25 protein-coding genes and 3 tRNA genes are annotated in these 25,514 nt (G+C 39.8%); 19 read left to right on the plus strand and 9 right to left on the minus strand.

All coding sequences use genetic code 11. From position 1 onward, the window contains the following. The first annotated feature begins 269 nt into the window (after nt 1-269). The 8 genes from IV514_RS04970 to nqrM all read left to right on the plus strand — a co-directional run bounded on the left by IV514_RS04970 (nt 270) and on the right by nqrM (nt 7,633). On the plus strand, nt 270-1,607 hold the full coding sequence (locus tag IV514_RS04970; RefSeq protein ID WP_206483797.1) for a Na(+)-translocating NADH-quinone reductase subunit A: 1,338 nt from the start codon (nt 270-272) through the stop codon (nt 1,605-1,607). Between the two features lie 2 nt (nt 1,608-1,609). Next, nucleotides 1,610-2,824, plus strand: a complete 1,215-nt coding sequence (locus tag IV514_RS04975) for an NADH:ubiquinone reductase (Na(+)-transporting) subunit B (protein WP_206483798.1) — start codon at nt 1,610-1,612, stop codon at nt 2,822-2,824. Then, on the plus strand, nt 2,817-3,596 hold the full coding sequence (locus IV514_RS04980) for a Na(+)-translocating NADH-quinone reductase subunit C (RefSeq protein WP_206483799.1): 780 nt from the start codon (nt 2,817-2,819) through the stop codon (nt 3,594-3,596). The genes IV514_RS04975 and IV514_RS04980 overlap by 8 nt, the downstream gene beginning before the upstream one ends. Beyond that, nucleotides 3,596-4,219 (plus strand): NADH:ubiquinone reductase (Na(+)-transporting) subunit D, encoded by a 624-nt coding sequence (locus tag IV514_RS04985; RefSeq protein WP_206483800.1) that lies wholly within the window; start codon nt 3,596-3,598, stop codon nt 4,217-4,219. Before IV514_RS04980 ends, IV514_RS04985 begins: the two co-directional genes overlap by 1 nt. Nucleotides 4,220-4,222: 3 nt before the next feature. After that, complete coding sequence (gene nqrE, locus IV514_RS04990; RefSeq protein ID WP_206483801.1) at nt 4,223-4,846, plus strand: NADH:ubiquinone reductase (Na(+)-transporting) subunit E; 624 nt, start codon at nt 4,223-4,225, stop codon at nt 4,844-4,846. 61 nt (nt 4,847-4,907) lie between these two features. Continuing rightward, complete coding sequence (gene nqrF, locus IV514_RS04995; protein ID WP_206483802.1) at nt 4,908-6,131, plus strand: NADH:ubiquinone reductase (Na(+)-transporting) subunit F; 1,224 nt, start codon at nt 4,908-4,910, stop codon at nt 6,129-6,131. Between the two features lie 239 nt (nt 6,132-6,370). Beyond that, a complete protein-coding gene (locus IV514_RS05000) occupies nt 6,371-7,387 on the plus strand; it encodes an FAD:protein FMN transferase (protein ID WP_206483803.1) in 1,017 nt (338 codons plus the stop codon). Between the two features lie 27 nt (nt 7,388-7,414). Continuing rightward, nucleotides 7,415-7,633 carry a (Na+)-NQR maturation NqrM gene (gene nqrM, locus IV514_RS05005; protein WP_206483804.1) on the plus strand — a complete coding sequence of 73 codons (219 nt, stop codon included), beginning with the start codon at nt 7,415-7,417 and terminating at the stop codon, nt 7,631-7,633. Between the two features lie 92 nt (nt 7,634-7,725). Here nqrM and IV514_RS17675 read toward each other — a convergent pair whose 3' ends face one another. The 4 genes from IV514_RS17675 to IV514_RS05025 form a co-directional block, all read right to left on the minus strand. Further along, entirely contained in the window at nt 7,726-8,532 is an 807-nt protein-coding gene (locus IV514_RS17675; protein ID WP_206483805.1) for a GNAT family N-acetyltransferase, read from the minus strand. Beyond that, nucleotides 8,519-8,980, minus strand: coding sequence for a DMT family transporter (locus tag IV514_RS05015; protein ID WP_206483806.1), 462 nt, complete (start codon nt 8,978-8,980; stop codon nt 8,519-8,521). The genes IV514_RS17675 and IV514_RS05015 overlap by 14 nt, the downstream gene beginning before the upstream one ends. Nucleotide 8,981: 1 nt before the next feature. After that, nucleotides 8,982-9,608, minus strand: a complete 627-nt coding sequence (locus IV514_RS05020; protein WP_206483807.1) for an NAD(P)H-dependent oxidoreductase — start codon at nt 9,606-9,608, stop codon at nt 8,982-8,984. 72 nt (nt 9,609-9,680) lie between these two features. Further along, entirely contained in the window at nt 9,681-10,307 is a 627-nt protein-coding gene (locus IV514_RS05025) for a Crp/Fnr family transcriptional regulator (protein ID WP_206483808.1), read from the minus strand. Between the two features lie 167 nt (nt 10,308-10,474). Between IV514_RS05025 and dinB the strand changes: the two genes are divergently transcribed. Together dinB and IV514_RS05035 are read left to right on the plus strand one after the other, a co-directional pair. Continuing rightward, nucleotides 10,475-11,539, plus strand: a complete 1,065-nt coding sequence (gene dinB, locus IV514_RS05030) for a DNA polymerase IV (protein WP_206483809.1) — start codon at nt 10,475-10,477, stop codon at nt 11,537-11,539. A 204-nt stretch (nt 11,540-11,743) separates the two neighbouring features. Then, on the plus strand, nt 11,744-12,598 hold the full coding sequence (locus IV514_RS05035; protein WP_206483810.1) for an MBL fold metallo-hydrolase: 855 nt from the start codon (nt 11,744-11,746) through the stop codon (nt 12,596-12,598). A gap of 17 nt (nt 12,599-12,615) precedes the next feature. Here IV514_RS05035 and IV514_RS05040 read toward each other — a convergent pair whose 3' ends face one another. Together IV514_RS05040 and IV514_RS05045 are read right to left on the minus strand one after the other, a co-directional pair. Then, the gene (locus IV514_RS05040) at nt 12,616-13,233 is read right to left on the minus strand and encodes a hypothetical protein (protein ID WP_206483811.1); all 618 of its coding nucleotides are present in this window, start codon (nt 13,231-13,233) and stop codon (nt 12,616-12,618) included. A gap of 176 nt (nt 13,234-13,409) precedes the next feature. Beyond that, nucleotides 13,410-15,389 carry a BACON domain-containing protein gene (locus IV514_RS05045; protein ID WP_206483812.1) on the minus strand — a complete coding sequence of 660 codons (1,980 nt, stop codon included), beginning with the start codon at nt 15,387-15,389 and terminating at the stop codon, nt 13,410-13,412. Nucleotides 15,390-15,562: 173 nt separating this feature from the next. On the opposite strand from IV514_RS05045, the gene IV514_RS05050 reads away from it, so the two are divergent. The 9 genes from IV514_RS05050 to IV514_RS05090 all read left to right on the plus strand — a co-directional run bounded on the left by IV514_RS05050 (nt 15,563) and on the right by IV514_RS05090 (nt 23,619). Beyond that, entirely contained in the window at nt 15,563-16,033 is a 471-nt protein-coding gene (locus tag IV514_RS05050) for a regulatory protein RecX (RefSeq protein WP_206483813.1), read from the plus strand. Nucleotides 16,034-16,086: 53 nt separating this feature from the next. Then, on the plus strand, nt 16,087-18,711 hold the full coding sequence (gene alaS, locus IV514_RS05055; RefSeq protein WP_206483814.1) for an alanine--tRNA ligase: 2,625 nt from the start codon (nt 16,087-16,089) through the stop codon (nt 18,709-18,711). Between the two features lie 384 nt (nt 18,712-19,095). Continuing rightward, nucleotides 19,096-19,293: a carbon storage regulator CsrA gene (gene csrA, locus IV514_RS05060; protein WP_206483815.1), complete on the plus strand. Its 198-nt coding sequence runs from the start codon at nt 19,096-19,098 to the stop codon at nt 19,291-19,293. A 197-nt stretch (nt 19,294-19,490) separates the two neighbouring features. Beyond that, nucleotides 19,491-19,582, plus strand: a tRNA-Ser gene (locus tag IV514_RS05065). A 78-nt stretch (nt 19,583-19,660) separates the two neighbouring features. Beyond that, nucleotides 19,661-19,737: transfer RNA gene (locus IV514_RS05070), tRNA-Arg, on the plus strand. Nucleotides 19,738-19,854: 117 nt separating this feature from the next. Next, nucleotides 19,855-19,931, plus strand: a tRNA-Arg gene (locus IV514_RS05075). A 488-nt stretch (nt 19,932-20,419) separates the two neighbouring features. Beyond that, nucleotides 20,420-20,695 (plus strand): OadG family transporter subunit, encoded by a 276-nt coding sequence (locus IV514_RS05080; protein WP_206483816.1) that lies wholly within the window; start codon nt 20,420-20,422, stop codon nt 20,693-20,695. Between the two features lie 12 nt (nt 20,696-20,707). Continuing rightward, entirely contained in the window at nt 20,708-22,477 is a 1,770-nt protein-coding gene (gene oadA, locus IV514_RS05085) for a sodium-extruding oxaloacetate decarboxylase subunit alpha (RefSeq protein WP_206483817.1), read from the plus strand. A gap of 8 nt (nt 22,478-22,485) precedes the next feature. Then, nucleotides 22,486-23,619, plus strand: coding sequence for a sodium ion-translocating decarboxylase subunit beta (locus IV514_RS05090; protein ID WP_206483818.1), 1,134 nt, complete (start codon nt 22,486-22,488; stop codon nt 23,617-23,619). A 61-nt stretch (nt 23,620-23,680) separates the two neighbouring features. On the opposite strand, the gene IV514_RS05095 is transcribed toward IV514_RS05090, so the two are convergent. The 3 genes from IV514_RS05095 to IV514_RS05105 all read right to left on the minus strand — a co-directional run bounded on the left by IV514_RS05095 (nt 23,681) and on the right by IV514_RS05105 (nt 25,448). Beyond that, nucleotides 23,681-24,424, minus strand: coding sequence for a transporter substrate-binding domain-containing protein (locus IV514_RS05095; protein WP_206483819.1), 744 nt, complete (start codon nt 24,422-24,424; stop codon nt 23,681-23,683). Between the two features lie 97 nt (nt 24,425-24,521). Next, the gene (gene pdxH, locus IV514_RS05100; protein ID WP_206483820.1) at nt 24,522-25,175 is read right to left on the minus strand and encodes a pyridoxamine 5'-phosphate oxidase; all 654 of its coding nucleotides are present in this window, start codon (nt 25,173-25,175) and stop codon (nt 24,522-24,524) included. A gap of 99 nt (nt 25,176-25,274) precedes the next feature. Then, on the minus strand, nt 25,275-25,448 hold the full coding sequence (locus IV514_RS05105) for a hypothetical protein (protein ID WP_206483821.1): 174 nt from the start codon (nt 25,446-25,448) through the stop codon (nt 25,275-25,277). Nucleotides 25,449-25,514 lie beyond the last annotated feature (66 nt).

Below are 25,514 nucleotides of genomic sequence, written 5' to 3' on the forward strand. Positions count from 1 at the left end.
AACAACAAAGAGTAAGAAATTGTCAATAAAAGTATCAATGTCGGATAGCGCAATTGTGAAAATTTGTGCTAAAATTCGCCCCAGAATATTTTTAACTTAGAGCCGGTAGATGCATTTTATTAACCTAGTTTAATAAAGTGATGTTCTACTGAAATACACTGAAACCGGCTGTTTTTTCACTTGGGTACTTTTTAATATTATGATTTTTAAAGTACTTAGGTGAGAAAATAAAAGGTTTTTATACTCCCGTCAAAGTAGTGCAAGTGTTTATGATTACAATAAAAAAAGGTCTGGATGTTCCTGTTGCAGGTGCTCCCCAGCAAGTAATCCATGATGGTTCGCCCATCAAAACCGTTGCAACATTAGGTGAAGAGTTTGTGGGAATGCGACCAACCATGTTTGTTAAAGTGGGTGATCGCGTTAAAAAAGGCCAGGTGATTTTTGAAGATAAAAAGAACCCAGGCGTTAAATACACAGCTCAAGCTGCAGGTGTTGTTACTGAAATTAACCGTGGTGAAAAGCGTGTTTTGCAATCTGTTGTCATTGAAATCGATGGTGACGAGCAAGAAACGTTTACTAGCTATCCTGAAAATGAATTAGCCAATATCGCTCGCGAAGATGTTGTCGCTAATTTAGTTAATTCAGGATTATGGACTGCGTTACGTACCCGTCCTTACAGCAAGACACCAGCGATTGACTCAACACCATCAGCTATCTTCGTTAGTGCGATGGACACCAATCCATTAGCTGCTAACCCTGAAGTTGTTATTAAAGAGCAAGCGCAAGCGTTTAAAAATGGTTTAACTATTTTATCACGCTTAACCGAAGGTAAAGTGTTCGTATCGAAAGCACCAGGTGCCGATATTCCAACCACTTCGACTGTCGAAGTGAATGAATTTGCTGGTAAGCATCCAGCAGGTTTAGTGGGAACACATATCCACTTTTTAGCACCAGTTCATTCTGATAAATTTGTTTGGCATCTGGGTTATCAAGATGTTATTGCTTTTGGACAGTTATTTACTACAGGTGAGTTAAATAACAGCCGCGTCATTTCATTAGCGGGTCCCGAAGTGAAGAACCCTCGCTTAATTCGCACCACTCTTGGTGCTAGCACACAAGACCTTGTGGCTAACGAAATTAACGATGGTGAAATTCGCGTGATTTCTGGTTCAGTTTTACTTGGTTCAGAAGCCAAAGGTGTGCATGCATATCTTGGTCGTTATCACGTGCAGTTATGTGCGTTAAAAGAAGGTCGCGATAAAGAATTTATCGGCTATATGTATCCGGGCCCGAATAAGTTCTCAGTGACGCGTGCTTATATGTCGCATTTCTTCCCGAATAAGTTGTTCAACATGACAACAACGACTAACGGTAGTGCACGTGCCATGGTACCAATTGGTAACTATGAGCGAGTGATGCCATTAGATATTTTACCTACTATGTTGTTACGTGATTTGGCTGCTGGCGATACTGACAGTGCACAACAATTAGGTGCCTTAGAGCTGGATGAAGAAGATTTAGCATTATGTACATTTGTTTGCCCAGGTAAAACAGATTACGGTGTGCTTCTTCGTGAATGCCTAACCACAATTGAGAAGGAAGGTTAGTCATGGGCTTGAAAAAGTTTATTGAAGATATTGAGCCGCATTTTGAAAAAGGCGGCAAACATGAAAAGTGGTTTGCTTTATATGAAGCAATAGCTACTGGTTTATTTACCCCAGGTTATGTTAACAAGGGTAAAACACATGTGCGCGATAGCATCGATCTTAAGCGTATCATGATCACCGTTTGGTTAGCGGTATTCCCGGCAATGTTTTTTGGTATGTACAATATTGGCTACCAAGCAACAGAAGCATTAGCAGCTGGTTATGCTTTACCTGAAACATGGCAAGTTGGCTTGTTTGAGTTTATCGGTGGTAGCTTAACCACAGACTCAGGCTGGTTTAGCATGATGCTTTATGGCGCGATGTTCTTCTTACCTATATATGCTGTCACCTTTATTGTTGGTGGTTTTTGGGAAGTACTCTTTGCTGCTGTTCGTAAGCATGAAGTGAACGAAGGTTTCTTCGTAAGTTCTATTTTATTCGCCTTAATTGTGCCGGCAACCATTCCTTTATGGCAAGTGGCTATCGGTATTACTTTTGGTGTGGTTATCGCGAAAGAAATTTTTGGTGGTACAGGTAAGAACTTCTTAAACCCAGCGTTAGCAGGTCGTGCATTTTTATTCTTTGCTTATCCAAGTGAAATTTCAGGTGACTCTGTGTGGGTCGCTGTTGATGGTTTCTCTGGTGCTACTGCCTTAGCAGCAGGTGCTGCGGCAGAAGTTGGTGCAATCGACTATTCGCTTGGTACACAAGCTTGGTGGGATGCTTTCTGGGGCTTTATTCCTGGTTCTGTTGGTGAAGTGTCAACGGCGGCTATTTTATTAGGCGGTGCTTATATTCTCTATAAAGGTATTGCTTCTTGGCGCATCGTATTAGGTGTGTTTGGCGGTATGGTTGTGACTTCTTTCTTATTCAATACGATTGGTAGTGACACTAATGCAATGTTTGCGATGCCATGGCACTGGCACTTAGTAGTAGGTGGTTTTGCCTTCGGTATGATGTTTATGGCAACAGATCCTGTTTCTGCGTCATTCACTAATACCGGTAAATATTGGTTTGGTGCCTTAGTTGGTGTCATGGTGGTCTTAGTGCGTGTTGTTAACCCAGCATTCCCAGAAGGTATGATGCTAGCAATTTTATTTGCTAACTTGTTTGCACCTTTGTTTGACTACTTTGTTGTGCAATCAAACGTAAAACGGAGGCTTGCTCGCAATGTCTAGTAATAAAGAATCTTTTGGCAAAACGGTCGGATTCGTTTTTGCAGTATGTATTGTTTGTGCTGCTTTAGTTTCAATTGCGGCTTCTGGTTTAAAAGACAAGCAGGTTACTAATAAGTTACTTGACCAACAAACAAAAATCTTAGAAGCCTCTGGTTTGCTTAGCATGACAGATGGTACGCCATTTTCGATTAAAGAAACTTACGGTAAGTTTGTTGAAGCGAAAATGATCGATTTAGACTCTGGTGAGTTTATTGACGGTGACCCATTGTTATTTGACGAGCGCCGTAACTCTCGTGATGCAACTAAGTCTGAAAAACCAGAAAACGATATGGCAGGTATTAATCGTCGCTCACATGACGCTGTGATTTACATTGTGCGTAATGGTGCTGGCACGGTTGATACTGTGGTATTCCCAATCGTTGGTTCTGGTCTTTGGGACTTAATGTACGGTTATGTTGGCTTAGAAGCTGATTTAAACACAGTAAAAAGTGTTGTTTACTCTGATCATAAGGAAACTCCGGGCTTAGGTGCTGAAGTAATGAACCCTAAGTGGAAAGCTAAGTGGCCAGGTAAAAAAATCTATAATGAGCAGGGTGAAGCGGCAGTTAATCTAGTGAAAGGTGGCGCAAAAGCTGGCGATATCAACGGTGTTGATGCGTTATCTGGTGCTACTTTAACAAGTAATGGTGTAACCCGCACACTTCAATTCTGGTTTGGTAAAGAGGGGTACTTACCTTTCATTACTAAGCACAATGACGGAGGCTTAATCTAATGTCTTCAGATGCTAAAAAAGTATTAACGAAACCGATCGTTGATAATAACCCTATCGCGTTACAAGTACTGGGTATTTGTTCTGCGCTTGCTGTTACCAGTTCAATGACTAATGCGTTAGTTATGACTATCGCTGTGGTTTTGGTAACTGCATTTTCTAACTTCTTTATTTCGATAATTCGCAATCAGATACCATCAAGCGTACGTATTATCGTGCAAATGGCAATTATTGCTTCATTGGTTATTGTGGTTGACCAAGTATTGAAAGCTTTTTCATATCAGTTATCGAAAGAGTTATCAGTATATATCGGTTTGATTATTACTAACTGTATCGTTATGGGACGTGCAGAAGCGTTCGCCATGAAAGAAAAACCTGGCGTGAGCTTTATGGATGGTATCGGTAACGGTTTAGGTTACGGTTTTGTCTTGATGACGGTTGCTTTCTTCCGTGAGTTATTCGGTTTCGGTACCATTTTTGGTATGGAAGTTCTACCGTTAATTCAAAACGGTGGTTGGTATCAAGCGAACGGCTTATTGGTTTTACCATTTAGCTCATTCTTCATTATTGGTTTGATGATCTGGGCTATTCGCCAGTGGAAACCAGAGCAAGTTGAGAAGGACTAACCGATGGAACATTATCTTAGTTTATTAGTTAAAACCATTTTTATTGAGAACATTGCGTTATCATTTTTCTTGGGTATGTGTACTTTCTTAGCGGTTTCTAAGAAAGTCAGCACAGCGATTGGTCTAGGTGTGGCGGTTATTGTGGTATTAGGCATTGCCGTACCTGCTAACCAAGTCATTTACCAAGCAATCTTGGCACCAGGCGCATTAGATGGAATCTTAGGTATCACTGACCCGAAAGAGTCAATTGATCTTAGCTTCTTATCATTTATTACCTTTATTGGTGTGATCGCTGCGTTAGTACAGATCCTTGAAATGGTCTTAGACAAGTATTTCCCTGCGCTTTATCAAGCATTAGGTATCTTCTTACCATTAATCACAGTGAACTGTGCGATTTTTGGTGCGGTATCATTTATGGTTGCTCGTAACTACACGTTAGGCGAGTCAGTTGTGTATGGTATTGGCTCAGGTATTGGTTGGGCATTAGCGATTGTGTTACTTGCGGGTATCCGTGAGAAGATGAAATATTCTGATGTACCAGCTGGCCTTAAAGGTTTGGGGATTACGTTTATTACTGCAGGATTGATGGCATTTGGCTTTCTTTCTTTCGGTGGTATTTCGTTATAATAAGATTAACGCAGAAAGCATCTAGTATGCTTTCTCCTAGAAAAGTGTAAAGGAAAAGTCGATGGAAATTATTCTCGGCGTAGGCATGTTTACCGCAATCGTTATCGCTTTGGTTCTAGTGATCTTATTTGCTAAATCAAAGTTGGTTGCTGATGGTGATGTGACTATTTCAATTAATGGCGACCCTGAAAAAGCAGTTACAACTGCGGCAGGTGGTAAGCTATTAGGTGCCCTAGCAGACCAAGGTATTTTTGTACCTTCTGCTTGTGGTGGTGGTGGTACATGTGGTCAGTGTCGTGTACATGTAAAATCTGGTGGTGGTGATATTTTACCAACAGAATTGGGCCATATTACTAAACGTGAAGCAAAAGAAGGTTGTCGTCTTTCATGTCAAGTTGCTGTTAAGCAAGACATGGATATTGAAGTAGAAGACGAAATCTTTGGTGTTCAGCAGTGGGAATGTGAAGTTATCTCTAACGATAACAAAGCAACATTCATTAAAGAATTGAAGCTTAGAATTCCTGATGGTGAATCTGTCCCATTTAGAGCAGGTGGTTATATTCAAATTGAAGCACCAGCGTACCATGCTAAATATTCTGATTTTGATATTGATGAGCAATATCGTGGTGATTGGGAGCACTTTGGTTTCTTCGATGTAGAATCTAAAGTAGATGAGCCAACATTACGTGCATACTCAATGGCGAACTACCCTGAAGAAGAAGGCATTATCATGCTTAACGTGCGTATTGCGACACCACCACCAGGTAAATTGCATTTACCAGCAGGTAAAATGTCGTCATACATCTTTAGCTTAAAGCCAGGTGATAAAGTGACTATTTCTGGTCCATTTGGTGAATTCTTCGCAAAAGATACCGATGCAGAAATGGTCTTTATTGGTGGTGGTGCCGGTATGGCGCCAATGCGTTCTCATATTTTCGATCAGCTTAAGCGTCTTAAGTCTAAGCGTAAAATGTCTTTCTGGTATGGTGCTCGTTCACTTCGTGAAATGTTTTACGAAGACGATTACAATATGCTTTCAGCTGAAAATGACAACTTTGAGTGGCATGTTGCTTTATCAGACCCACAACCAGAAGATAACTGGGACGGTCTAACAGGCTTTATTCACAACGTACTTTATGAGCAATACTTAAAAGATCATGAAGCACCAGAAGATTGTGAATACTACATGTGTGGGCCACCGATGATGAATGCTGCCGTTATCCACATGCTGAAAGAGTTAGGCGTGGAAGATGAGAACATCTTGCTTGACGACTTCGGCGGATAATTTTAGTTTTTTACTGATTGAATGCTTTAATTTCGTTGTCGTGAGTGCTCACCTAGTAAACTAGGCTCCGCGCTCACTCCTAGAACTAAAACCATTCACTCGGGTAAAAATTCTAAAATTTTATGAAATAGATAAATAAAAGGTGACTTAGGTCACCTTTTATTTATCTAAGCGACTTTGGTTAATTAAATTGCCACAGACGAAGGTCGTTTAGATAAATAATTTTTTAGGTAATTGTGATGAATCATATAAAACTAGTCGGCGCTTTTTTTATTGCCATAGTGCTTTCGGGCTGCTTTCCAAGTAATGACTTAGCGAAACAAGAGGTTTTGCTGCAAGGGCAAACCATGGGCACTACTTACAATATCAAAATCGTGGTGGATGAAAGCTTTGATACGCAAACTCTGCATCAAGATATTGATAAAGCCTTGGTGCAAGTTAATCAAGAAATGTCGACTTATATTCCAACGTCAGAGTTGTCGCTGTTTAACCAATCCACCTCAACCGAAGCGGTTTCGGTATCGGCGGGATTAAAACGCGTGGTAAAAGAGGCAATACGCCTTGGTCATCTTAGCGAAGGTAAATTAGATGTTACCGTTGGTCCATTGGTTAATTTATGGGGCTTTGGTCCTCAATATCGCCCTGAAACGGTACCATCAGCACAAGAACTTACTGAGGTACAAAAAAAGGTGGGTTTGGAGCACTTATCGCTTGTTAACGATAAGATGACTAAAGCAATCCCGCAATTGTACGTAGATTTGTCTACCATAGCGAAAGGCTATGGTGTTGACTTGGTTGCTGAGCTTATTGAGCAGCGAGGCATACATAACTACTTAGTTGAAATTGGCGGTGAGATGCGCGTCAAGGGCTTCAAACATACCGGCGAGCTTTGGCATATAGCCATTGAAAAACCAGTGTCAGAAGAGCGTGCTGTCCATCAGGTCATAGTGCCAAAAGATAACGCCGTGGCAACATCGGGAGATTATCGCAACTATTTTGAAGTTGATGGTCAACGTTTTTCCCATATTATTGATCCAGATAGCGGCAAACCGATTTCTCATAAGTTAGTATCTGTGACCGTTATTCACCCTTCATCAATGACCGCTGATGGTTTATCGACTGCCATGATGGTGATGGGAGAAGAGAAAGCGTTAGCATTCGCTAAGCAGCATGATATTGCCGCGTATATGATTGCAAAAACAGAGCATGGCTTTGTTGAGCAAAGTACGGTAAAATTTATGCAGTATTTAAAGTAGCATTGTCCACTTATTAAGGTTGTATTTATGACGATTTTTCTTATCACTTTCGGCTTCTTTTTAGTGATTGTCGTGGCAATGGCAGTTGGCTATATTTTTCAACAAAAAACCTTAGCAGGCAGCTGTGGTGGTTTATCTACAATCGGGATTGAAAAAGCCTGTGATTGTGAAAATCCATGCGAAAAACGTAAAGAGCGAGAACGCAAGGCAGCGCAGCAACAAACTATCGATATTAAGAATATCTGATGTTAATGTTTACTAAGCAAAGGCCACTATCATAGTGGCCTTTGCTTTTTTTCAGGACTGACTCTTGTAACGTTTGCATCATTAGCGATAAGTTATACCAATTGATAGTTATCGATGATAAATTGTTCGTGAAAGCCTAGCTTTTGATAAAGCGGTTTTCCTGCACTAGAAGCCTGTAACACCACATAGTTTCCCCCTAATTCAAAACAACGATTTATCATTTCAACCATTAGTTGTTTTGCTAATCCTTGCCCTTGATACTTAGGAGCGATGGCAACCTGATGAATACCGATAACCTTGTCGGTCTGGTAGAGCAAACCGCATGCAACTGGCGTTTGATCTAACCAAGCTAGTAATAAGTGGATAGCTGAATTGCGGCGAAGCTGCTGGATCACTTGAAAATTAATATCATAACCAAATGCCTGGCTGCCAATGCCGACCCATTGTTTGATGTCATTATCCGTAGAAATGGATTTTATATTAAGTGCGTTATTGCATTTTGGTAATTTGAGCGGATGGTTCAATGGTAAGTACATCGCTGTTTGTTGAAAATGTAACGCCCAGTGCTGGCTAACATATTGGTTAACAGCATTTAGGGTTGACAGACAAGCATAATCACTTTCTTTAATAATATCACTTGGCCAAACTGGAAAGATGCTGCCAGAAGGCAACAGTTGCATTGAATTATTCAGTTGACAACTTGCTAGTGGAGTTGAAGTAGAATGAGTTGGGTCTTCTTTCTTACTAAGCCATACACGGTGTGGCCAGTGCTGACTGTTATTGAGTTGGTATTGTCTAATTTTCTTGCCATGTTCTACTCCATAGCATTGCCATAGCGACATTAAGTTTGCCAGATTGGCTTGATCTATCTGTGCTTTGTTTAACTTAGTTGTTGTCACTAGAGAGTCCTCCGTTAATTAATATGATACCAGCGACGAATAACAGGGTGCCGAAAGATAGTTTTATATCAATTGGCTTTTGTGGCAGGTTAAACCAACCAAAGTGACTGATAATATTTGCCGTAATAATTTGCCCCGCCAATGCATATGACATCATGGCACCGACACCAAGCTTTGGTATAAGAAAATAAAAGGCCCCGACACCAAATGCTGCTAGTGCACCACCAGAAAACCATAAATAGAGTGGTACAGCACGAATATCCTCTGAACGGGGGAATTGGCTGGAAGTTAGCGTAATCGCCAGCAACGAACATAGACAAGCAACAAAAAAAGCAATACTTGAGCCCATTAAGGCGTTTTTGACCAATAAACCTAGTTTGGCATTCATTGCTGCTTGTATGGCAATGGCAGCGCCAGCAGCTAAAGCCAGTAACGACAATAAGTTCATGTTAGAGCTCCATCACCATTTCTTGATAATTAAATCTCACTTTTGCTTTACTAGCGGCTAGGTCTTGGCTATCACGGTAACCCAATGCACAGATAATGGATGCAGTGAGCCCTTGTTGATTCAGTCCCAGCACTTGATCAAAGCCCTTACGGTCAAACCCTGTCATCGGGCAGGTGTCTATTTTCAATAACGCAGCAGAGGTGAGCAGATTACCAAGAGCAATATAGCTTTGTTGATGTGCCCACTCTTGCTGCTGTTGTTTTGTCATTTGTGCAAGAGAGCTTTTCATGTGCTCGCTATAGCCACTAATACTTGCCGCTGGTTGCTTTGTCGTTGCGACATATTGATCTATATAACGCTCCACCGTCTGATCTCCAATGTTGGTATGACTGGCAATGACAACTAAGTGGGAGTTGTTGGCTACTTTATCCTGTCCGTAGGAGTAAGGCAGTAGCTGTTGTCGGATGTCACTGGATTTTATTAGTAATATTTTATACGGCTGAAGACCATATGACGAAGCAGATAAGCGAGTAGCTTCCATCAATGTGGTGATTGAATCCTCTGGGATGATTTGGTCTGAAAATTTTCTCACGGCGTAACGCCAGTTAAGTGCAGCAAGTATGTTCATCGTTATTCTCTCTTTAATTGTTTTTGCTCAATTAGATATGGCAAGGTTAAAGTGAACAACGACAGCTTTCATTTACATAGGTTGATCAATTGGAAAATTTTTTCGGATCCGGCTTAATTGTGTTGGGGTAATGCCGAGATGAGAAGCAATATGATACTGTGGAATACGCTCGATGAGCTCAGGGTGTTGTTGAAGAAATTGTCTGTAACGCATGGTCGCATCTTGCTGTACGATTTCTATCTCCCGTTGATCTTTATCTAGCAACCAATTTTGCTCTAAATAGTGAATTTGAAATAACTTTAGATCATCTTTTTCTAATAAGAGATGGCGAAATCCGTTGAAATTGATCTCAACTAACTCTGTTTCTTCAATGGTTTCCAATGCCAATATTGACGGGGAGTTGGTTAACAGCGCCGTCATTGCACCAGGAAACATGCCTTCACTAAAAAATTTTTTGTTGTACTGAACACCTTTGTCGTTGCAGGTGAAGCCGCGAACCAAGCCTTGGTAGATATAATGGTAACTCGTTGGTATTTCTCCAAGTCGAACCAAGGCACTCGCCTTTGCAAATTTTTTGATACGAGTGATGGTGGTAAATGCTTGCCAAGTTTGCTCTGACAGCGGGGCATATTTTTCCATCGTCTGTCTAAGTGCTTGGTATATGTGTTGTTCTTTGATAGTAAGCTGTGTTTTTTTCATTGCTTAATTATCTCTTAATTACTCCGTCAAACAAAGAGATATACCTGGGTTTTGTTAAAAAGTACGACAAAGAATTATTGTCACCACAGTTAAAACGGTGATTGATTTTTTCCATTAAATAATAAATACTGTTTTTATTTACAGTGTTTTAGGTGCTACTCTAAGTCATGCGCAAGATTATACATGTAGACATGGATGCCTTTTTTGTGTCGGTGGAAATTAGAGATAATCCCAACCTGATAGGAAAGCCTGTGGCTGTGGGCGGAAAATCAGACCGTCGGGGCGTTCTATCAACGTGCAATTACATTGCCCGACAATACGGAGTCAGTTCAGCGATGCCAACGGCAATGGCAATGAAAAAGTGTCCCAACCTGATTGTGGTTCCTGGAAGAATGGCCGTCTACAAGGAAACAAGCAAAGTTATCAGAGCAATATTCGAGCAATATACTAACATCATTGAACCATTATCATTGGACGAGGCCTATCTTGATTTGACTGAGTGTCCTTTGCATGAAGGCTCTGCAACCCTCATCGCACAAGAAATTCGAGCAGAGATATTTCGACAAACTGGATTGACGGCAAGTGCAGGTATTGCCCCATTGAAATTTGTTGCCAAAATAGCCTCTGATCTGAATAAACCTAATGGTCAATGCACGATCAGTCCCATACAGGTAAATGAATTTCTTGAGACACTTTCACTTCGAAAAATACCCGGTGTCGGCAAGGTTACCTCAAAGAAGTTAGGCGAACTCGGGTTTTTAACCTGTGGCGATGTTCGGGCGGCTAATGAGCTTTTTTTCATCGAAAAATTTGGTAAGTATGGTCGCGTACTGTGGGACAGGTGTCACGGTATTGATGATCGTGAAATTCAAGTGTCTCGAGAGCGAAAATCTGTCGGGGTGGAAAGAACGTTTGAACAAGATATTTGTCATTTAAGTGATATGCTGTTAATTATCAAGGAAAAATTGCTACCAGAACTTGAAAGTCGCGCAGCTAAATACCTGGCATCAAGAGGTATGAATAAGGTAGGTGTTAAGGTTAAGTTCGCTGATTTTCAACAAACGACTAGAGAACAGGCTGCGACGTCAATAAGTGTAGAGATGTTAGAGCAACTTCTCATCGAAGCGATACAACGAGGCAACGGAAAATCAGTAAGGTTACTTGGTATTCACGTGAGCCTTTGCAAAGAAAAATCACAAAGAAAACAATTAGATTTGGATTTTTCAATTTAGGTAGCAATCGCTTAATATGCTTTTATCACTATGGTCACCTAATTTAAAAGTGGTTAGATAAAGCATGTAAAGGACAAACAGGAAGGGTAAACGATTGTGAAATTTGTTTAATGGTTTGACATTAGGCGTTAAAAGTCAAATGATTAAACACTAGGAAATAGAGGCGTTGCTGTTGTTAATCAGTTTACTTTAAAGGAAGGATAAATGTTTAAAAAATCATGGTTATCACTATGTGTGATTGCATTAACTTTAACTAGTGTTCATGCACAAGATATGTCAGACGTTGAGATCAAAACAACGGCGGTTGCTGGTAATGTTTATATGTTAACAGGCGCGGGTGGCAATATTGGCGTATTGGCGACAGAAGCTGGTTTATTGTTAGTCGATGATCAGTTTCAGCCGCTAGCAAAGAAAATAGAAGCGGCCATGCAGGGCATTAACAATAATCAATTAAAATATATTGTGAATACTCACTATCATGGTGATCATACGGGGAGTAATGCTTTCTTTTCCCATAAAGCACCTATTTTTGCTCATCAGAATGTCAGAAGTCGTTTACAAGCTGAGCAAGATCATCAAACCGCGGCTTTACCTGTTGTCACCTATGACAATGGCGTTACCATCTATTTACAAGATGAAGAAGTGCAGCTAATACATTTTCCCGCAGGCCATACCGATGGTGATACGGTTGTCTATTTTAAACAGGCGAATGTGTTACACACAGGTGATTTATTTTTTGAACTAGGTTTTCCTTATATTGACCTTGATGGTGGCGGCAGTGTCAAAGGTTATTTAGCCAATGTGAATCAGTTATTGGCAATGATGCCGGATGATGTCGCCATTATTCCAGGTCATGGTCAGTTAACTGATAAAGCTGGCTATAGTGCATTTGCTAAGATGATTGACTTTAGCATTAAGCGAGTGTCTAAAGCCTTGGCTGAAGGTAAGTCTGAACAGCAAATACTTGCTGCTGGTATCGGCGAGCAATACAAAGATCAGGCATGGTCATTTATCAGTGAAGAGCGCTGGCTAAAAACACTCATCAAAGGGCTAAAATAATTGCAGAGATATAGCGGTTATTGAGTAAATGAAAATTTTGCCCAAGTTGATTTATCGCTATCGTTTGCCTTGCTAGGGTAAAAGAATTTTGCGCCGTATTTTCCTTGCTGGTAAACGGCACTGATACCAATCATCATGGTCCAAGTATTGCCGGTGAATTTGTTCCTAAGTACTTGGATCTCCCGGTCTGAGCCTGCTAAAAATAGAGTTCTTGTGCCATTGTCAGTTTTCTCTTCTCCTGCGTAAGGCACCCAAAAACCGCCCCAGTCTTTATTATTCCAAAAAACAGACTCACTCCACGCTTTATCCACTAAAATTCTTTCTCCTAGTTGCGCAGATGCGTGAAGATTGTGTAGATGTCCCGTTTTCTTATCTTCAATATAAAGGTCAATTACGGTGTAATCTTTGTCTTTTCCTGTGGCACAAACAAATAATGAATCTTTATTGTGCATAAGATAAAGCGTGATTTGTGCAGGAAGTTGTAGTTTTGTTGCCCCATGCCATTCATTTTGTTTACAGTGACCATCAAACAGCGGTGTTTTATTGGTAAAATTAATTGTAGTGCTCTCTGTTGCATAAGTATTGGCGGTGAAAGGTACCAATATGCACATTAATAGCTTTGTTAGGTTTGTCATTTAGTTCCCTCTAAACTGAAGTTGTTGCTGATAAATTAAACGACGGTGTTTTTATAAACAAATATTTTGCGGTTAATGGGCTTAATGGCGCGATAAACGATGAAGCAAGAAAAGTAGCAGTTGGTGATATTAATAATGATTGTTGATATCACCGACTCCCGTATTTCAGTAGAAAACTAGTGGCTAATGTAGTCGATGACTAATTTATTTTCGTCACGGTTGTAATGGATCACGCGTTGATATGCAGCGGATAAGTAGACCTCAGTAGAGCCAGCGCTATAAGCAGCCGTCCAAGTGTTTACCTGATGACTGTCGTACTGGCTTAAAGTGAAATAACCAATTTCACTATCGAAGCGGTACACGTAGCTGTTGTCATTATTGTCTGTGGTTATGGCAACAGGAATGGTTAATGCGTTGCCATCAAGCATGCCTTGATCATTAAAAGTTTCGCCATCAAAGGTTGACCATTCTGATAGTGAATTGACGGTATAAATATATTGGCCAGATTTGCTGGTTGCGATAGCAGCAATGCCACTATTAAAAGCCGTATTAACATAATCTTGTGTGCTTTCTATTTTAACGCTGCTCGGTGCAAAGGCATTGTAGCTTAAGCTGTGGTGCTTTAAGTTTAGATTGGCAGCATCGAACGCTAATAAGTGATTGCTTGCAGCCACATAATCGATAGTGGAAGTTAAAAAGGCATTTTCAACATCCCAGTATTGGCGCTGTAAAGACAAATTAGCAAGTTCTAATGCTTGGGTCACCACAACAGGTTGTCCTGACACCATAATGATACGTTTAGGGGGATATTCAATATCGATTAATGAGCTATCGAGTTGGGTAAAGCTTAAATCTGTTAAATCAAATTGATAATAATTGGTGCGTGTTTGTTCTTGTTCATTTTCATCAACATAGGTTTCATTATTTGAAACTAACATCATTGAACCATCGGGGTGGATCACTAAGTTGGTCAGCTCAAATCCAGGTAATGGAGAAACTGTGCTACTGACTTCTAAACCATCAATTATATTAAATGCTTTAATGGTATCGCCTTGAGCAATATAAAGATAAGGTCTTAAAGGGTCTAACACCGTTGCATTATTATTGGCAGTGACTTCAGATATTATCACTTCAGGTAAATCATTTGTGTCAAAGTTACCTTTGGTAAAACTTACCTTGATAGTAGCTGATGAACTTGCTGCTGGCTCTTGTGGCGATAACAGAATATCAGCACTATAAAAGCCATTGTCGGCAACTTTTGTTGGGTCAACGCTAACAGTTAAGCGGTTATTTTCGCTGTCTGGGGTTAATGTTAACCACTCAGCACTGCTCGTTGCCAGCCAATCAATGTCAGTAACGGCATTAGTCAGAATATCTACCGTTTGCGTTAAATATGACAGGTTAAACTGTTGATTAAATGCTATCGCGGGAGTATGGCCATATAATCGTATTGGATCTAATGCAATGTTAACGGGTACGTTTTTGGTATCACCAGAAGTCATTTCTGTTAACACTATATTGCCTTGATAAAGCCCTGCTTGTCTGAACAGTTCCAGTTTAGGGCTGATCGTAATTTGTCCGTTGCCATTTCCTTCGCTAATATCCAAGCTTAGCCAATCAACATCACTTTGCGCGATCCACTGATTATTTTCACTGACGATATCTAATGTTTGGCTGGCAAGTGTGGTTTCACCATAAGTTGTTTGGAAGTTGATCTGCTCTTTGTTTGTAGATAACTGCCATACCAAGAGAGAAATATCAATATCATGATGTACTAAGTTTACTTTATCGACATCACCTGTAGATAAACGCAACGTCGTATTGTATTGACTGGCAATAATATTTTCAGCATTGACTACGTTGATAATTAAGCTTGCTGAATTTTCGGTGACATTTTTAGTTTGATAGTTTAACCAGCTAGCGAGTTGACTGTCTGGCGCAAAACCTACTAATAATCCTTTACCATTAAAAGTCACATCCACTTGATAAGTATCATCTGAAACTTGCAAAAACTCATTACTAAAGGTGATTGCAGTTGTATTCGCTGAAATAGTGTAGTTTTCAGATTTATCGTTAGAACCACCGCAAGCTTGTAGTGCAACAGCCAAGGTTAAAATATAAATTAAACGATAAAAATGGTTAAGATAATCCTTCATACAGTTCCCTATTGTTATTAATAGCATAGCGGGTCACATTTTTTATATTTTGCGTGATTCTTTCAATAATGTAAAAACTTATCATATTTTCACCTGCAATTATGATTTTTTATTGAGTTAAAGGTAGAATAGTTAGATGTTTTGCACTAAATTGCATTATCTTGTGGTACAAGATGATCCTTGGCGTTGAAGGTTTGAATAAAGCACTATTACATAAAGCAATAGATTTATTATCTCGACGAGAACATTCGATTGTTGAATTAACCAATAAGTTACGACAACGAGAGTATCAGGCTGATGACATCGATACGGTGATCAGTTTTTTACTCGACAATGATTATCTTAGCGAACAACGGTTTGCCGAAAGTGTGTTTCGTAGCCGAATTAATAAAGGCTATGGCAGGCGCTATATTGAGACAGAGTTGCAACAAAAAGGGGTGAACTCATCCATTATTGCATTAGCTGAAGAACAAACTGATATTGACTGGTACCACCAAGCGAGGCAAAGTTACCTTAAAAAATTTAATGGTAGCGACATTAAAGATCAAAAAGATAAAGCAAAACGCATACGTTTTTTACAATATCGAGGCTTTTCAACGGATGAAATTTTTTCGGTATTGAACTTGGATGTGCAAAGTGAGTAACAGCATCCATTAATTATACAGTTTACAGATCACTAAAAAATTTGGATATTCCCATGATTAAAACCAGTGCCGATTTGAGACAGGCATTTTTAGATTTTTATTCATCAAAGCAACATCAGATTGTTGCGAGTAGCTCATTAGTTCCTGGTAATGACGCTACCTTGCTTTTTACTAATGCCGGTATGGTACCGTTTAAAGATGTGTTTCTTGGTGCTGAAAAGCGTAGTTATACGCGTGCTACTTCGTCGCAGCGCTGTGTTCGTGCGGGTGGTAAACATAATGATTTAGAGAACGTTGGCTATACCGCGCGCCACCATACCTTTTTTGAAATGTTAGGTAATTTTAGTTTCGGTGATTATTTTAAAGAAGATGCTATTGCTTATGCGTGGGAGTTTCTGACCGAAGTGCTGAAATTGCCTAAAGAAAAGCTATTAGTGACCATATACGAATCGGATGATGAAGCTTACGATTTGTGGGCAAATAAAATTGGTGTGCCAGCAGAAAAGATTATTCGTATTGGCGATAAGTCACCAAGTAAGAAGTATGAATCAGATAACTTCTGGTCTATGGGGGATACTGGCCCTTGTGGTCCATGCTCAGAAATTTTTTATGATCACGGTGAAGAGATTTGGGGTGGCCCTCCTGGTTCTCCTGAAGAAGATGGTGATCGTTTTATTGAAATCTGGAATATTGTATTTATGCAATATAACCGTCAAGAAGACGGTACGATGGAAGCCTTACCTAAGCCTTCGGTTGATACCGGGATGGGGTTAGAGCGTATTTCTGCAATTATGCAGAACGTGCATAGCAACTATGAAATTGATATTTTCCAAGCGTTAATTCAAGCGACAGCAAGGTTATTGCATTGTAATGATCTTGAACATAAATCGTTGCGCGTCATTGCCGATCATATTCGCTCGTGTAGCTTTTTGATTTTAGATGGTGTGATGCCGTCAAATGAAGGACGAGGCTATGTATTAAGACGTATTATTCGTCGTGCAATCCGCCATGGTCATAAATTAGAAGCTAAATCACACTTTTTCCATAAGTTGGTTGGTGCACTTATTGAACAAATGGGGCAGGCGTACCCCGAACTTGCACAACAACAAGCGGTTATTGAGAAAATTTTACGTATTGAAGAAGAGCAATTTGGTCGTACCTTAGATCGCGGTATGTTGTTATTAGAAGATATTTTATCTAATTTACAGGGTGATACGATCAGTGGTGATGACGTCTTTAAATTATATGATACCTATGGTTTTCCTGCCGACTTAACCGCGGATATTGCCCGAGAACGTCAATTAAAAATTGATCACAATGGCTTTGATGTCGCGATGGGCTTACAGCGAGAACGTGCCCAACAAGCAAGTCAATTTGGTACTAACTACAACAAACAATTAAAGTCAGACAAACAAACTCACTTTAAAGGCTACACCAATCATTCATTTTCTTCGACTGTGGTTGAATTATTCAATAATGATGGTCAGGTCAATGTGTTAAAAAGCGGTGAGCAAGGCATAGTGATCCTTGATAATACCCCGTTTTATGCTGAGTCAGGTGGTCAAGTAGGGGACACTGGTTTTATCGTGACAGAGCACGGAGTGTTTGAAGTCACAGATACCGTGAAAATTGGTAATGCATTTGCCCATCAAGGTATTGCTAAAACAGATATTAACCTTAATGCCAGAGTTAAAGCGGAGATAGACGCTGATCGTCGAGCCGCTATTGTGAAAAACCATACGGCAACGCATTTATTACATGCGGCGTTAAGAAAAGTATTAGGTGAGCATGTTACACAAAAAGGCTCGTTATGTGATGCCGAAAAATTGCGTTTCGATTTCTCACATTTTGAAGCTTTAACGCCACAAGAGATCAATGAAGTTGAAACCTTGGTTAACCATGAGATTCGTCGTAATCATTCACGTGATACTCAGTTGATGCAAATTGATGAGGCGAAAGAAAAAGGAGCAATGGCGTTATTTGGTGAGAAATATGACGATGAAGTACGTGTAGTAACACTAGGCGATTTCTCTACTGAGCTATGTGGCGGTGTCCATGTTGATAGAACCGGCGAAATAGGGTTAGTAAAAATTGTCTCTGAATCGGGTATTGCCGCTGGGGTAAGGCGTATTGAAGCTGTCTCAGGTGAAGGAGCTTTAGCTTATGTTGATCAGCAAGCACAAACGCTATTATCAATTGCCAACTTGGTTAAATCTGATGTTGCTAATTCGATTGATAAAGTTGAGCAAGTGATCAATAAAAATAAGCAGTTTGAGAAAGAAATTGCGCAATTGAAGCAACAGTTAGCCGCACAAGCGGGCTCTGATCTTGTCAGTCAAGCTATTGAAGTAAATGGCGTTAAAGCATTAATTGCAGCACTTGATGGCGTTGCCTCTAAAGATCTCAGAGGCATGGTAGATGATCTTAAAGTCAAATTAGGCTCAGGTATTATTTTGTTAGCGACAGCAAATGATGGCAAAGTGGGGTTAATTGCAGGTGTAACCAAAGATCTCGTCGGGCAAGTCAAAGCAGGGGAATTAGTTAATCTTGTTGCCGAGCAAGTTGGCGGTAAAGGGGGCGGACGCCCAGATATGGCGCAAGCCGGTGGTAGCCAACCTGAAAACATTCCGAGTGCGTTAGCGAGTGTTGAAAGCTGGTTGCAGGAAAAGCTGAGTTAATTTGATTTGTTATTACAGATAGTTGAAAAGGAAACCTAAGTGTTTCCTTTTTTGTATCTAACGCAGAAAATGTTAATAAATTGTTGCTTTATTTTGACAAAATCATTGCATTTACGAATAAATCAATAAAAGTGTACTTTTTTTGTGTACCCAAGTGATAAGCTTGCTAAAATAATAGTGTTGGTTACTAAAATCATCATTTGGATAAATTTACTAGCTTTTTACCAATTTGATTGAATTTTAGTACATAGAAATTTGAGTAAGTAGTTATTTTTACATAAATATTTATCCAAATAAGTATGTAAATTACCAAATTTAGACTAAATTTATTACTAGCTTATGTATTTTTAGTGGATCCCGTAGTTAAAAGAAAGGAAATTAGGAATGTTAATATTAACACGTCGAGTTGGAGAAACCTTGATGATAGGTGACGATGTAACCGTCACAGTATTAGGTGTAAAAGGAAATCAGGTTCGTATTGGAGTCAATGCACCTAAAGAGGTTTCTGTGCACCGTGAAGAAATTTATATGCGAATTCAGTCTGAAAAGGGTGACAGTGAAGCATCAGGCAATAAATTCTAAAAATAATGCATTCAAACAAAAAGCCGGCGTAAGTCGGCTTTTTTGTATATTAACAACTATTATTTTACGGCAGTTGTTATTTTTTGTTAAAAAAATGGCTGATTAATCGCCGTGTTGGGTGAATTCTCAGCAAACAGAAATAAAAGCTAAAAAATCGTTTGACATATTTTTAAGATCCATTAATATTCGCACCCACTGGTGAGCTGGCCGAGTGGCTGAAGGCGCTCCCCTGCTAAGGGAGTATCGGCGTTAAACCCGATCGAGAGTTCGAATCTCTCGCTCACCGCCATCCTTTCTAGGGATAAAAACTAGAATGCGAACTAGTTTCGCTATCTTAAACTTAAGATATAAAAGATAGGTTAATTGCGGACGCGTAGCTCAGCTGGATAGAGTACCTGGCTACGAACCAGGCGGTCGCAGGTTCGACTCCTGCCGCGTCCGCCACTTTTCTTAAAGTGGTAAAATAAATAAGAGCAGCTACTATTAAGGCTGGATAAATAATATAATAGTATAGCTTTTAGCTTATCTCTAAATCTGGGATATAAAATATAGATTGACCGCGGACGCGTAGCTCAGCTGGATAGAGTACCTGGCTACGAACCAGGCGGTCGCAGGTTCGACTCCTGCCGCGTCCGCCACATCAAGAAAACCAACCTTAGGGTTGGTTTTTTTTCGCCTGAAGGTTTGTGCCTTTGGTTCTCTTAGTTACTTTTTCATACTTTCCCGATTTGTCTAGCCTAATTATCCGTAGGCCATCACATACAATTGATCAGCTCTTTGAGCAGTCAATTATGTGCTGAGTTGAACAATAAACGATGATTTTCGTAGTAAGCTATTGAACAAGTATATTCAACAGCTATTCAGTGGTTGTATTTTTAATATTGTATACAATGTTGTATTTTGACTCGCTAACATGCGAAATATAAAGAAATTAAATTGTATACAATGTTATGCTTTTATAACCATTTAACGAATAATTATTAAAAAAAGTTGAATAACCTGCTAAAAAAGTGTCTTTTGTCCTATTGACTTGTGTTTTTTTTTCTGAAACGACTAAATATGATTTGCAATTTATATATTGGAGTGATTATTCTAATTCTAGGTTTGTAATCAATAGAGAATCGTCATGGATAACTTATCACAGTTATTTGTTGAAGCTGGCACTTTGATGCTAGCAGGAATGGTATTTGTTTTCGCTTTTTTAGGGATACTGATCCTGTTTATTAATATTGTCTTGGTAAAACTTGCGGATAAATACCCAGATCCTATTATTCAACCTAAATCTCAGCGTAATGTTGCCAAAAGTGGTAATTCAGCTACTGAGGGAATATCCCCTGCCATTGTTGCCGCGATTAGTTCTGCGGTGAATCAATATCGTCAAAAAAATAGTAAAAAGAAATAGGAGCATCAGCACATGTCAAAACCACTAGGGATTACAGAAGTTGTTTTAAGAGATGGGCATCAATCGTTGTTGGCCACTAGGCTACGTTTAGAAGATATGCTTCCTATTGCACCTGTTCTTGATGAGATTGGCTTTTGGTCGATTGAATCATGGGGGGGGGCAACGTTTGATTCTTGCATTCGCTATTTAGGAGAAGATCCTTGGGAGCGTATACGTGCATTGAAAAAAGCCATGCCGAAAACCAAACAGCAAATGTTATTTCGTGGCCAGAATATTCTAGGTTATCGACACTACGCTGATGATGTTGTCGAGAAATTTGTTGAACGTGCACACGTTAATGGTGTTGATGTTTTTCGTATTTTTGATGCCATGAATGACGTGAGAAATTTACAAACGGCGGTGAAGGCGGCTGTTAATGTGGGCGCGCATGCCCAAGGCACTTTAAGTTATACCGAAAGCCCTGTTCATACCTTAGAAGGCTGGCTCACCATGGCTAAGCAACTTGAGGATATGGGAGCACACTCTTTATGTATTAAAGATATGTCAGGCTTATTGAAACCTTATGATGCTGCTGAACTTATTGGCCGTTTGAAGGAAACCGTTACTTTACCTATTTCATTACATTGTCATGCAACAACAGGTCTTAGCGTTGCGACTCACATGAAAGCCATTGATGCGGATGTAGATGTGATAGATACGTCAATTTCATCGATGAGCCAAACTTACGGACACTCACCAACCGAAACGATTGTATCTATCGTGGAAGGTACTGAACGCGATACTGGTTTAGATATGGAGAAATTAGCGGAAGTAGCGGCTTATTTCCGTGGTGTAAGAGAAAAATATGCAAAATTTGAAGGAAGTTTAAAAGGCATTGATGCACGTATTTTATTGGCGCAAGTGCCAGGCGGCATGCTAACCAATATGGAAAATCAACTTAAGGAACAAGGCGCAGCAGACAAATTTGATGAAGTGTTACAAGAAATCCCTCGTGTACGTAAAGATTTAGGTAATATTCCTTTAGTGACGCCTACTTCTCAAATTGTAGGCACGCAATCAGTATTGAATGTCTTAACCGGAGAGCGTTATAAGTCTATTACTAAAGAAACTGCCGGCGTATTAAAAGGTGAGTATGGTGCAACGGCTTCAGAAGTGAATGCTGAATTACAAGCGCGTGTATTAGACGGTAAGGAAGCGATCACTTGTCGCCCAGCAGATATGATCCAGCCTGAAATGGATAAGTTAACTCAGGAATTGGATAAGTTAGCCAGTGAGAAAAATATTCAATTAGCTGAAGATAAAATTGATGATGTTTTAACCTATGCCTTGTTCCCACAAATTGGCTTAAAGTTTTTAGAAAACCGTCATAATCCTGATGCGTTTGAACCTGTACCAACTAAAGAAGATGCTGCGTCTACGCCTGTTCCTGCGGCTCAAGGTAGTACAGAAAATTACTCTGTGAGTGTTGATGGTAAAGTTTACGATGTGGTTGTTGGTCCTAGTGGCTCTGTTAGTGGCGTGAGCGCTGCAACAGATTCAGAAACGAAGCAGTCTGCCACTGTCAGCGGTGACGAAACATTAAATGCCCCGTTAGCGGGCAATATTTTCAAACTGCTAGTTAGTGAAGGTGAGCAGGTTGAAGCCGGTGATGTTGTTATCGTAATGGAAGCAATGAAAATGGAAACAGAGGTACGTGCCGTAACGGGTGGCAAGATTGTCTCAATTAACGTCAAAGAAGGCGACTCTGTTGCCGTTGGCGATGTTTTATTAAGTTTGGCATAGGTGGTGTAATGGAGTCATTACAAACGTTGTGGATGTCTACTGGGCTAGCTAATTTTGAGTTTGGCCAAGTAGTAATGATGTTGGTTGGTTGCTTATTATTGTTCTTAGCTATTGCAAAGAACTTTGAGCCTCTTTTATTAGTGCCTATGGGCTTCGGCGCCATTTTAACTAATATTCCTATCGCGGGCTTTTCTGAAATAGGAGGCTTGCTACATTATATTTATTACGCGGGCATAGATACTGGGATTTTTCCTTTATTAATTTTCATGGGTGTTGGTGCAATGACCGACTTTGGTGCTTTGATCGCTAACCCTAAAACTTTATTACTGGGGGCTGCTGCACAATTTGGTATTTTTGCAACCTTGTTTGGTGCTATTGCGTTAAATGCGATTCCTGGCTTTGAATTTACCTTAGCGGATGCTTCAGCTATTGCCATCATTGGTGGTGCCGATGGTCCAACAGCAATCTTTCTTGCATCAAAACTTGCACCTGAATTATTAGGCGCTATCGCAGTTGCTGCATATTCATATATGGCGCTTGTGCCAATTATTCAGCCACCCATTATGAGAGCGCTTACGAACGAACAGGAGCGTAAAATAGAAATGGCACAGTTGCGACCTGTCACGAAAATTGAAAAAGTGATATTTCCTCTAGCTGTGTTGATGATGACTATTTTCTTCTTACCGGCTGCTACACCATTAGTGGGCATGTTTTGTTTAGGTAATTTAATGCGAGAATGTGGCGTGGTTGATCGACTAAGTAGCACGGCACAAAATGAGCTGATTAATATTGTCACTATCTTTTTAGGCTTAGGAGTGGGCTCTAAGTTAAGCGCTGATAAATTCCTCAATGTAGAAACATTAGGTATTCTTGCCTTAGGGGCAGTAGCGTTTTCAATTGGTACTGCTTCTGGGGTATTGATGGCCAAGTTAATGAACAAATTTAGTCAAGAGCCAGTAAACCCATTAATTGGTGCAGCAGGGGTGTCAGCCGTGCCTATGGCAGCTCGGGTCGCCAATAAAGTGGGGCTTGAAGCCAACCCTCATAACTTTTTATTAATGCATGCTATGGGGCCAAATGTAGCTGGAGTACTAGGCTCAGCGGTTGCTGCCGGTATCTTGTTAGCACTTGTGGGTGGCTAATTTATTTATACCGCTTTAAGATCTTTTATCGAGCAATAACAATTGTTATTGCTCGCATCAATTAGTGTTTAGCAACTGACACTTGGCCTGTATCTGTTAACGTATTATAGAATTCTAATTTTTTATTCTGGATCGTTATTTGCGACTGGATCAGAAGTTGATCGAGCTTTTGCTTTAATTGTTTGCCTTTATCGTTGTTTTGAACGGCTAAACTGGCAGGTATATTGGCAATCTTTTGATAGTAAATGCCTTGTTTGTTTAATTGCTTAATGGTTGTCATTGTTGAGATCCGTTCAAAAACGATGGATTGTATCCGACCTTTAGCCAACATTTTTACCAACTGGGGTAAACTACTGACTTCAACAAATTTGTTGATTGGCATGTTTAACACTTGTGCAAAAAATTCTGCATTGCCTAACAAAGTACCGACGCTATATTCCGGTAGTTGCTTAATGTTTATTGGCGGCTTTTGGTATGTGAAGATGTCAACGTTGGTTTTAAATGACCAATCTAATTCATGCCCATATTGGTAAAAGCTCTCTGTTTCATTATTTTTTGGAGTTAATCCAGCGATATCCAATTGATGATTTTTCAGATCCCGTTTGGCGCGGGCATAGGTCATTAAATGTATGTTAAAGGATAAGTCGGAATGCGAGGATATTTGATTAAATATGTCAATGATGACCCCTGTGCCATCTTCATTGATCAAAGGGGGAAAGGGTTCTAAACCAACATTTATCTCTTCGGCAATTGCTTGAAAAGAAAAGACAATTATGAAGAAAATGATAGTTGTTATTTTTTTCATTAATCGTCTCATGTTAATTTTTCCGCTACTTTATCATTTTTACGGAACTAGGTTAAGCGTTTGACTTACTGAGTGTTGTAAATAAACCTGAACAATATTAAGGATATAACTTTAATTGCTGCCAGCTATTATCCTGTTGTTCGAAGCAAATTCGATCATGCAAACGGCTTGCTCGTCCTTGCCAAAACTCGATGTAATGAGGTTTGACTCGAATACCTCCCCAAAACTCAGGTAAAGGCACTTCGCTGTCGGAAAATTTATTTTCAAAGTATTCTACACGTTGTTTAAGTTCATCATTATGTGGCAACTTTTTACTTTGTTTTGAAGCCCAAGCACCAATCTGGCTACCGCGGTCTCTACTTTGAAAATAGTGGTTTGATTGTTCGTGAGATACTTTTTCTACCGTGCCTTCAATACGGACTTGTCGTTGTAAAACATTCCAATGAAATAACAAGGCAACCTTATCATTATCAACTAATTCTTGCGACTTCCGACTGCCGTAGTTGGTATAAAAGACAAAGCCTTGCTCATCAAATGATTTTAATAGCACCATGCGACTGCTGGGTTGGCCATTTTTACTACAGGTACTGACCGACATGGCTTCGGGTAACAAAATCCCTGATTTGTTTGCATCATCAAACCATTGCTGAAATAAAGTAAAAGGGGAGGTCGATGAAGATATATCGGGTAAAGGTAATGCAACCCCTTGCCCAAAAGTGAGCAAGCAACGTAATTTTTCAAATAAGGTCATGTGGGAAAGTATTTACTAAAAACTGGCGTATATTGTATCAGCAATTTATACATTAGGAAGGAGGAGAAGGGCTAAATCTTTGATTTTTCGCCTCGCTATTTACCAGTCATCGGTATCATCAAGTAACTCTTTTAAACGTTTTCTCTCTAATAGTTCATCTATACGCTTACGTACTTGGGCATCTTTTTGCTCGATAGTGTCAAATTCAACGTCTAGATCATTGTCGTCGCTTAAATTTTCGTCGTTCAGTTCATCCGTATCATCATATGTCATTAGTGCAGCCTATAAAAATAATGGTTTATTCTTAACACGGTATAATGTGAAACATAGGCAAAAAAA

This window comes from Thalassotalea sp. G2M2-11 (genome assembly GCF_017168195.1).
Lineage (GTDB): Bacteria > Pseudomonadota > Gammaproteobacteria > Enterobacterales > Alteromonadaceae > Thalassotalea_E.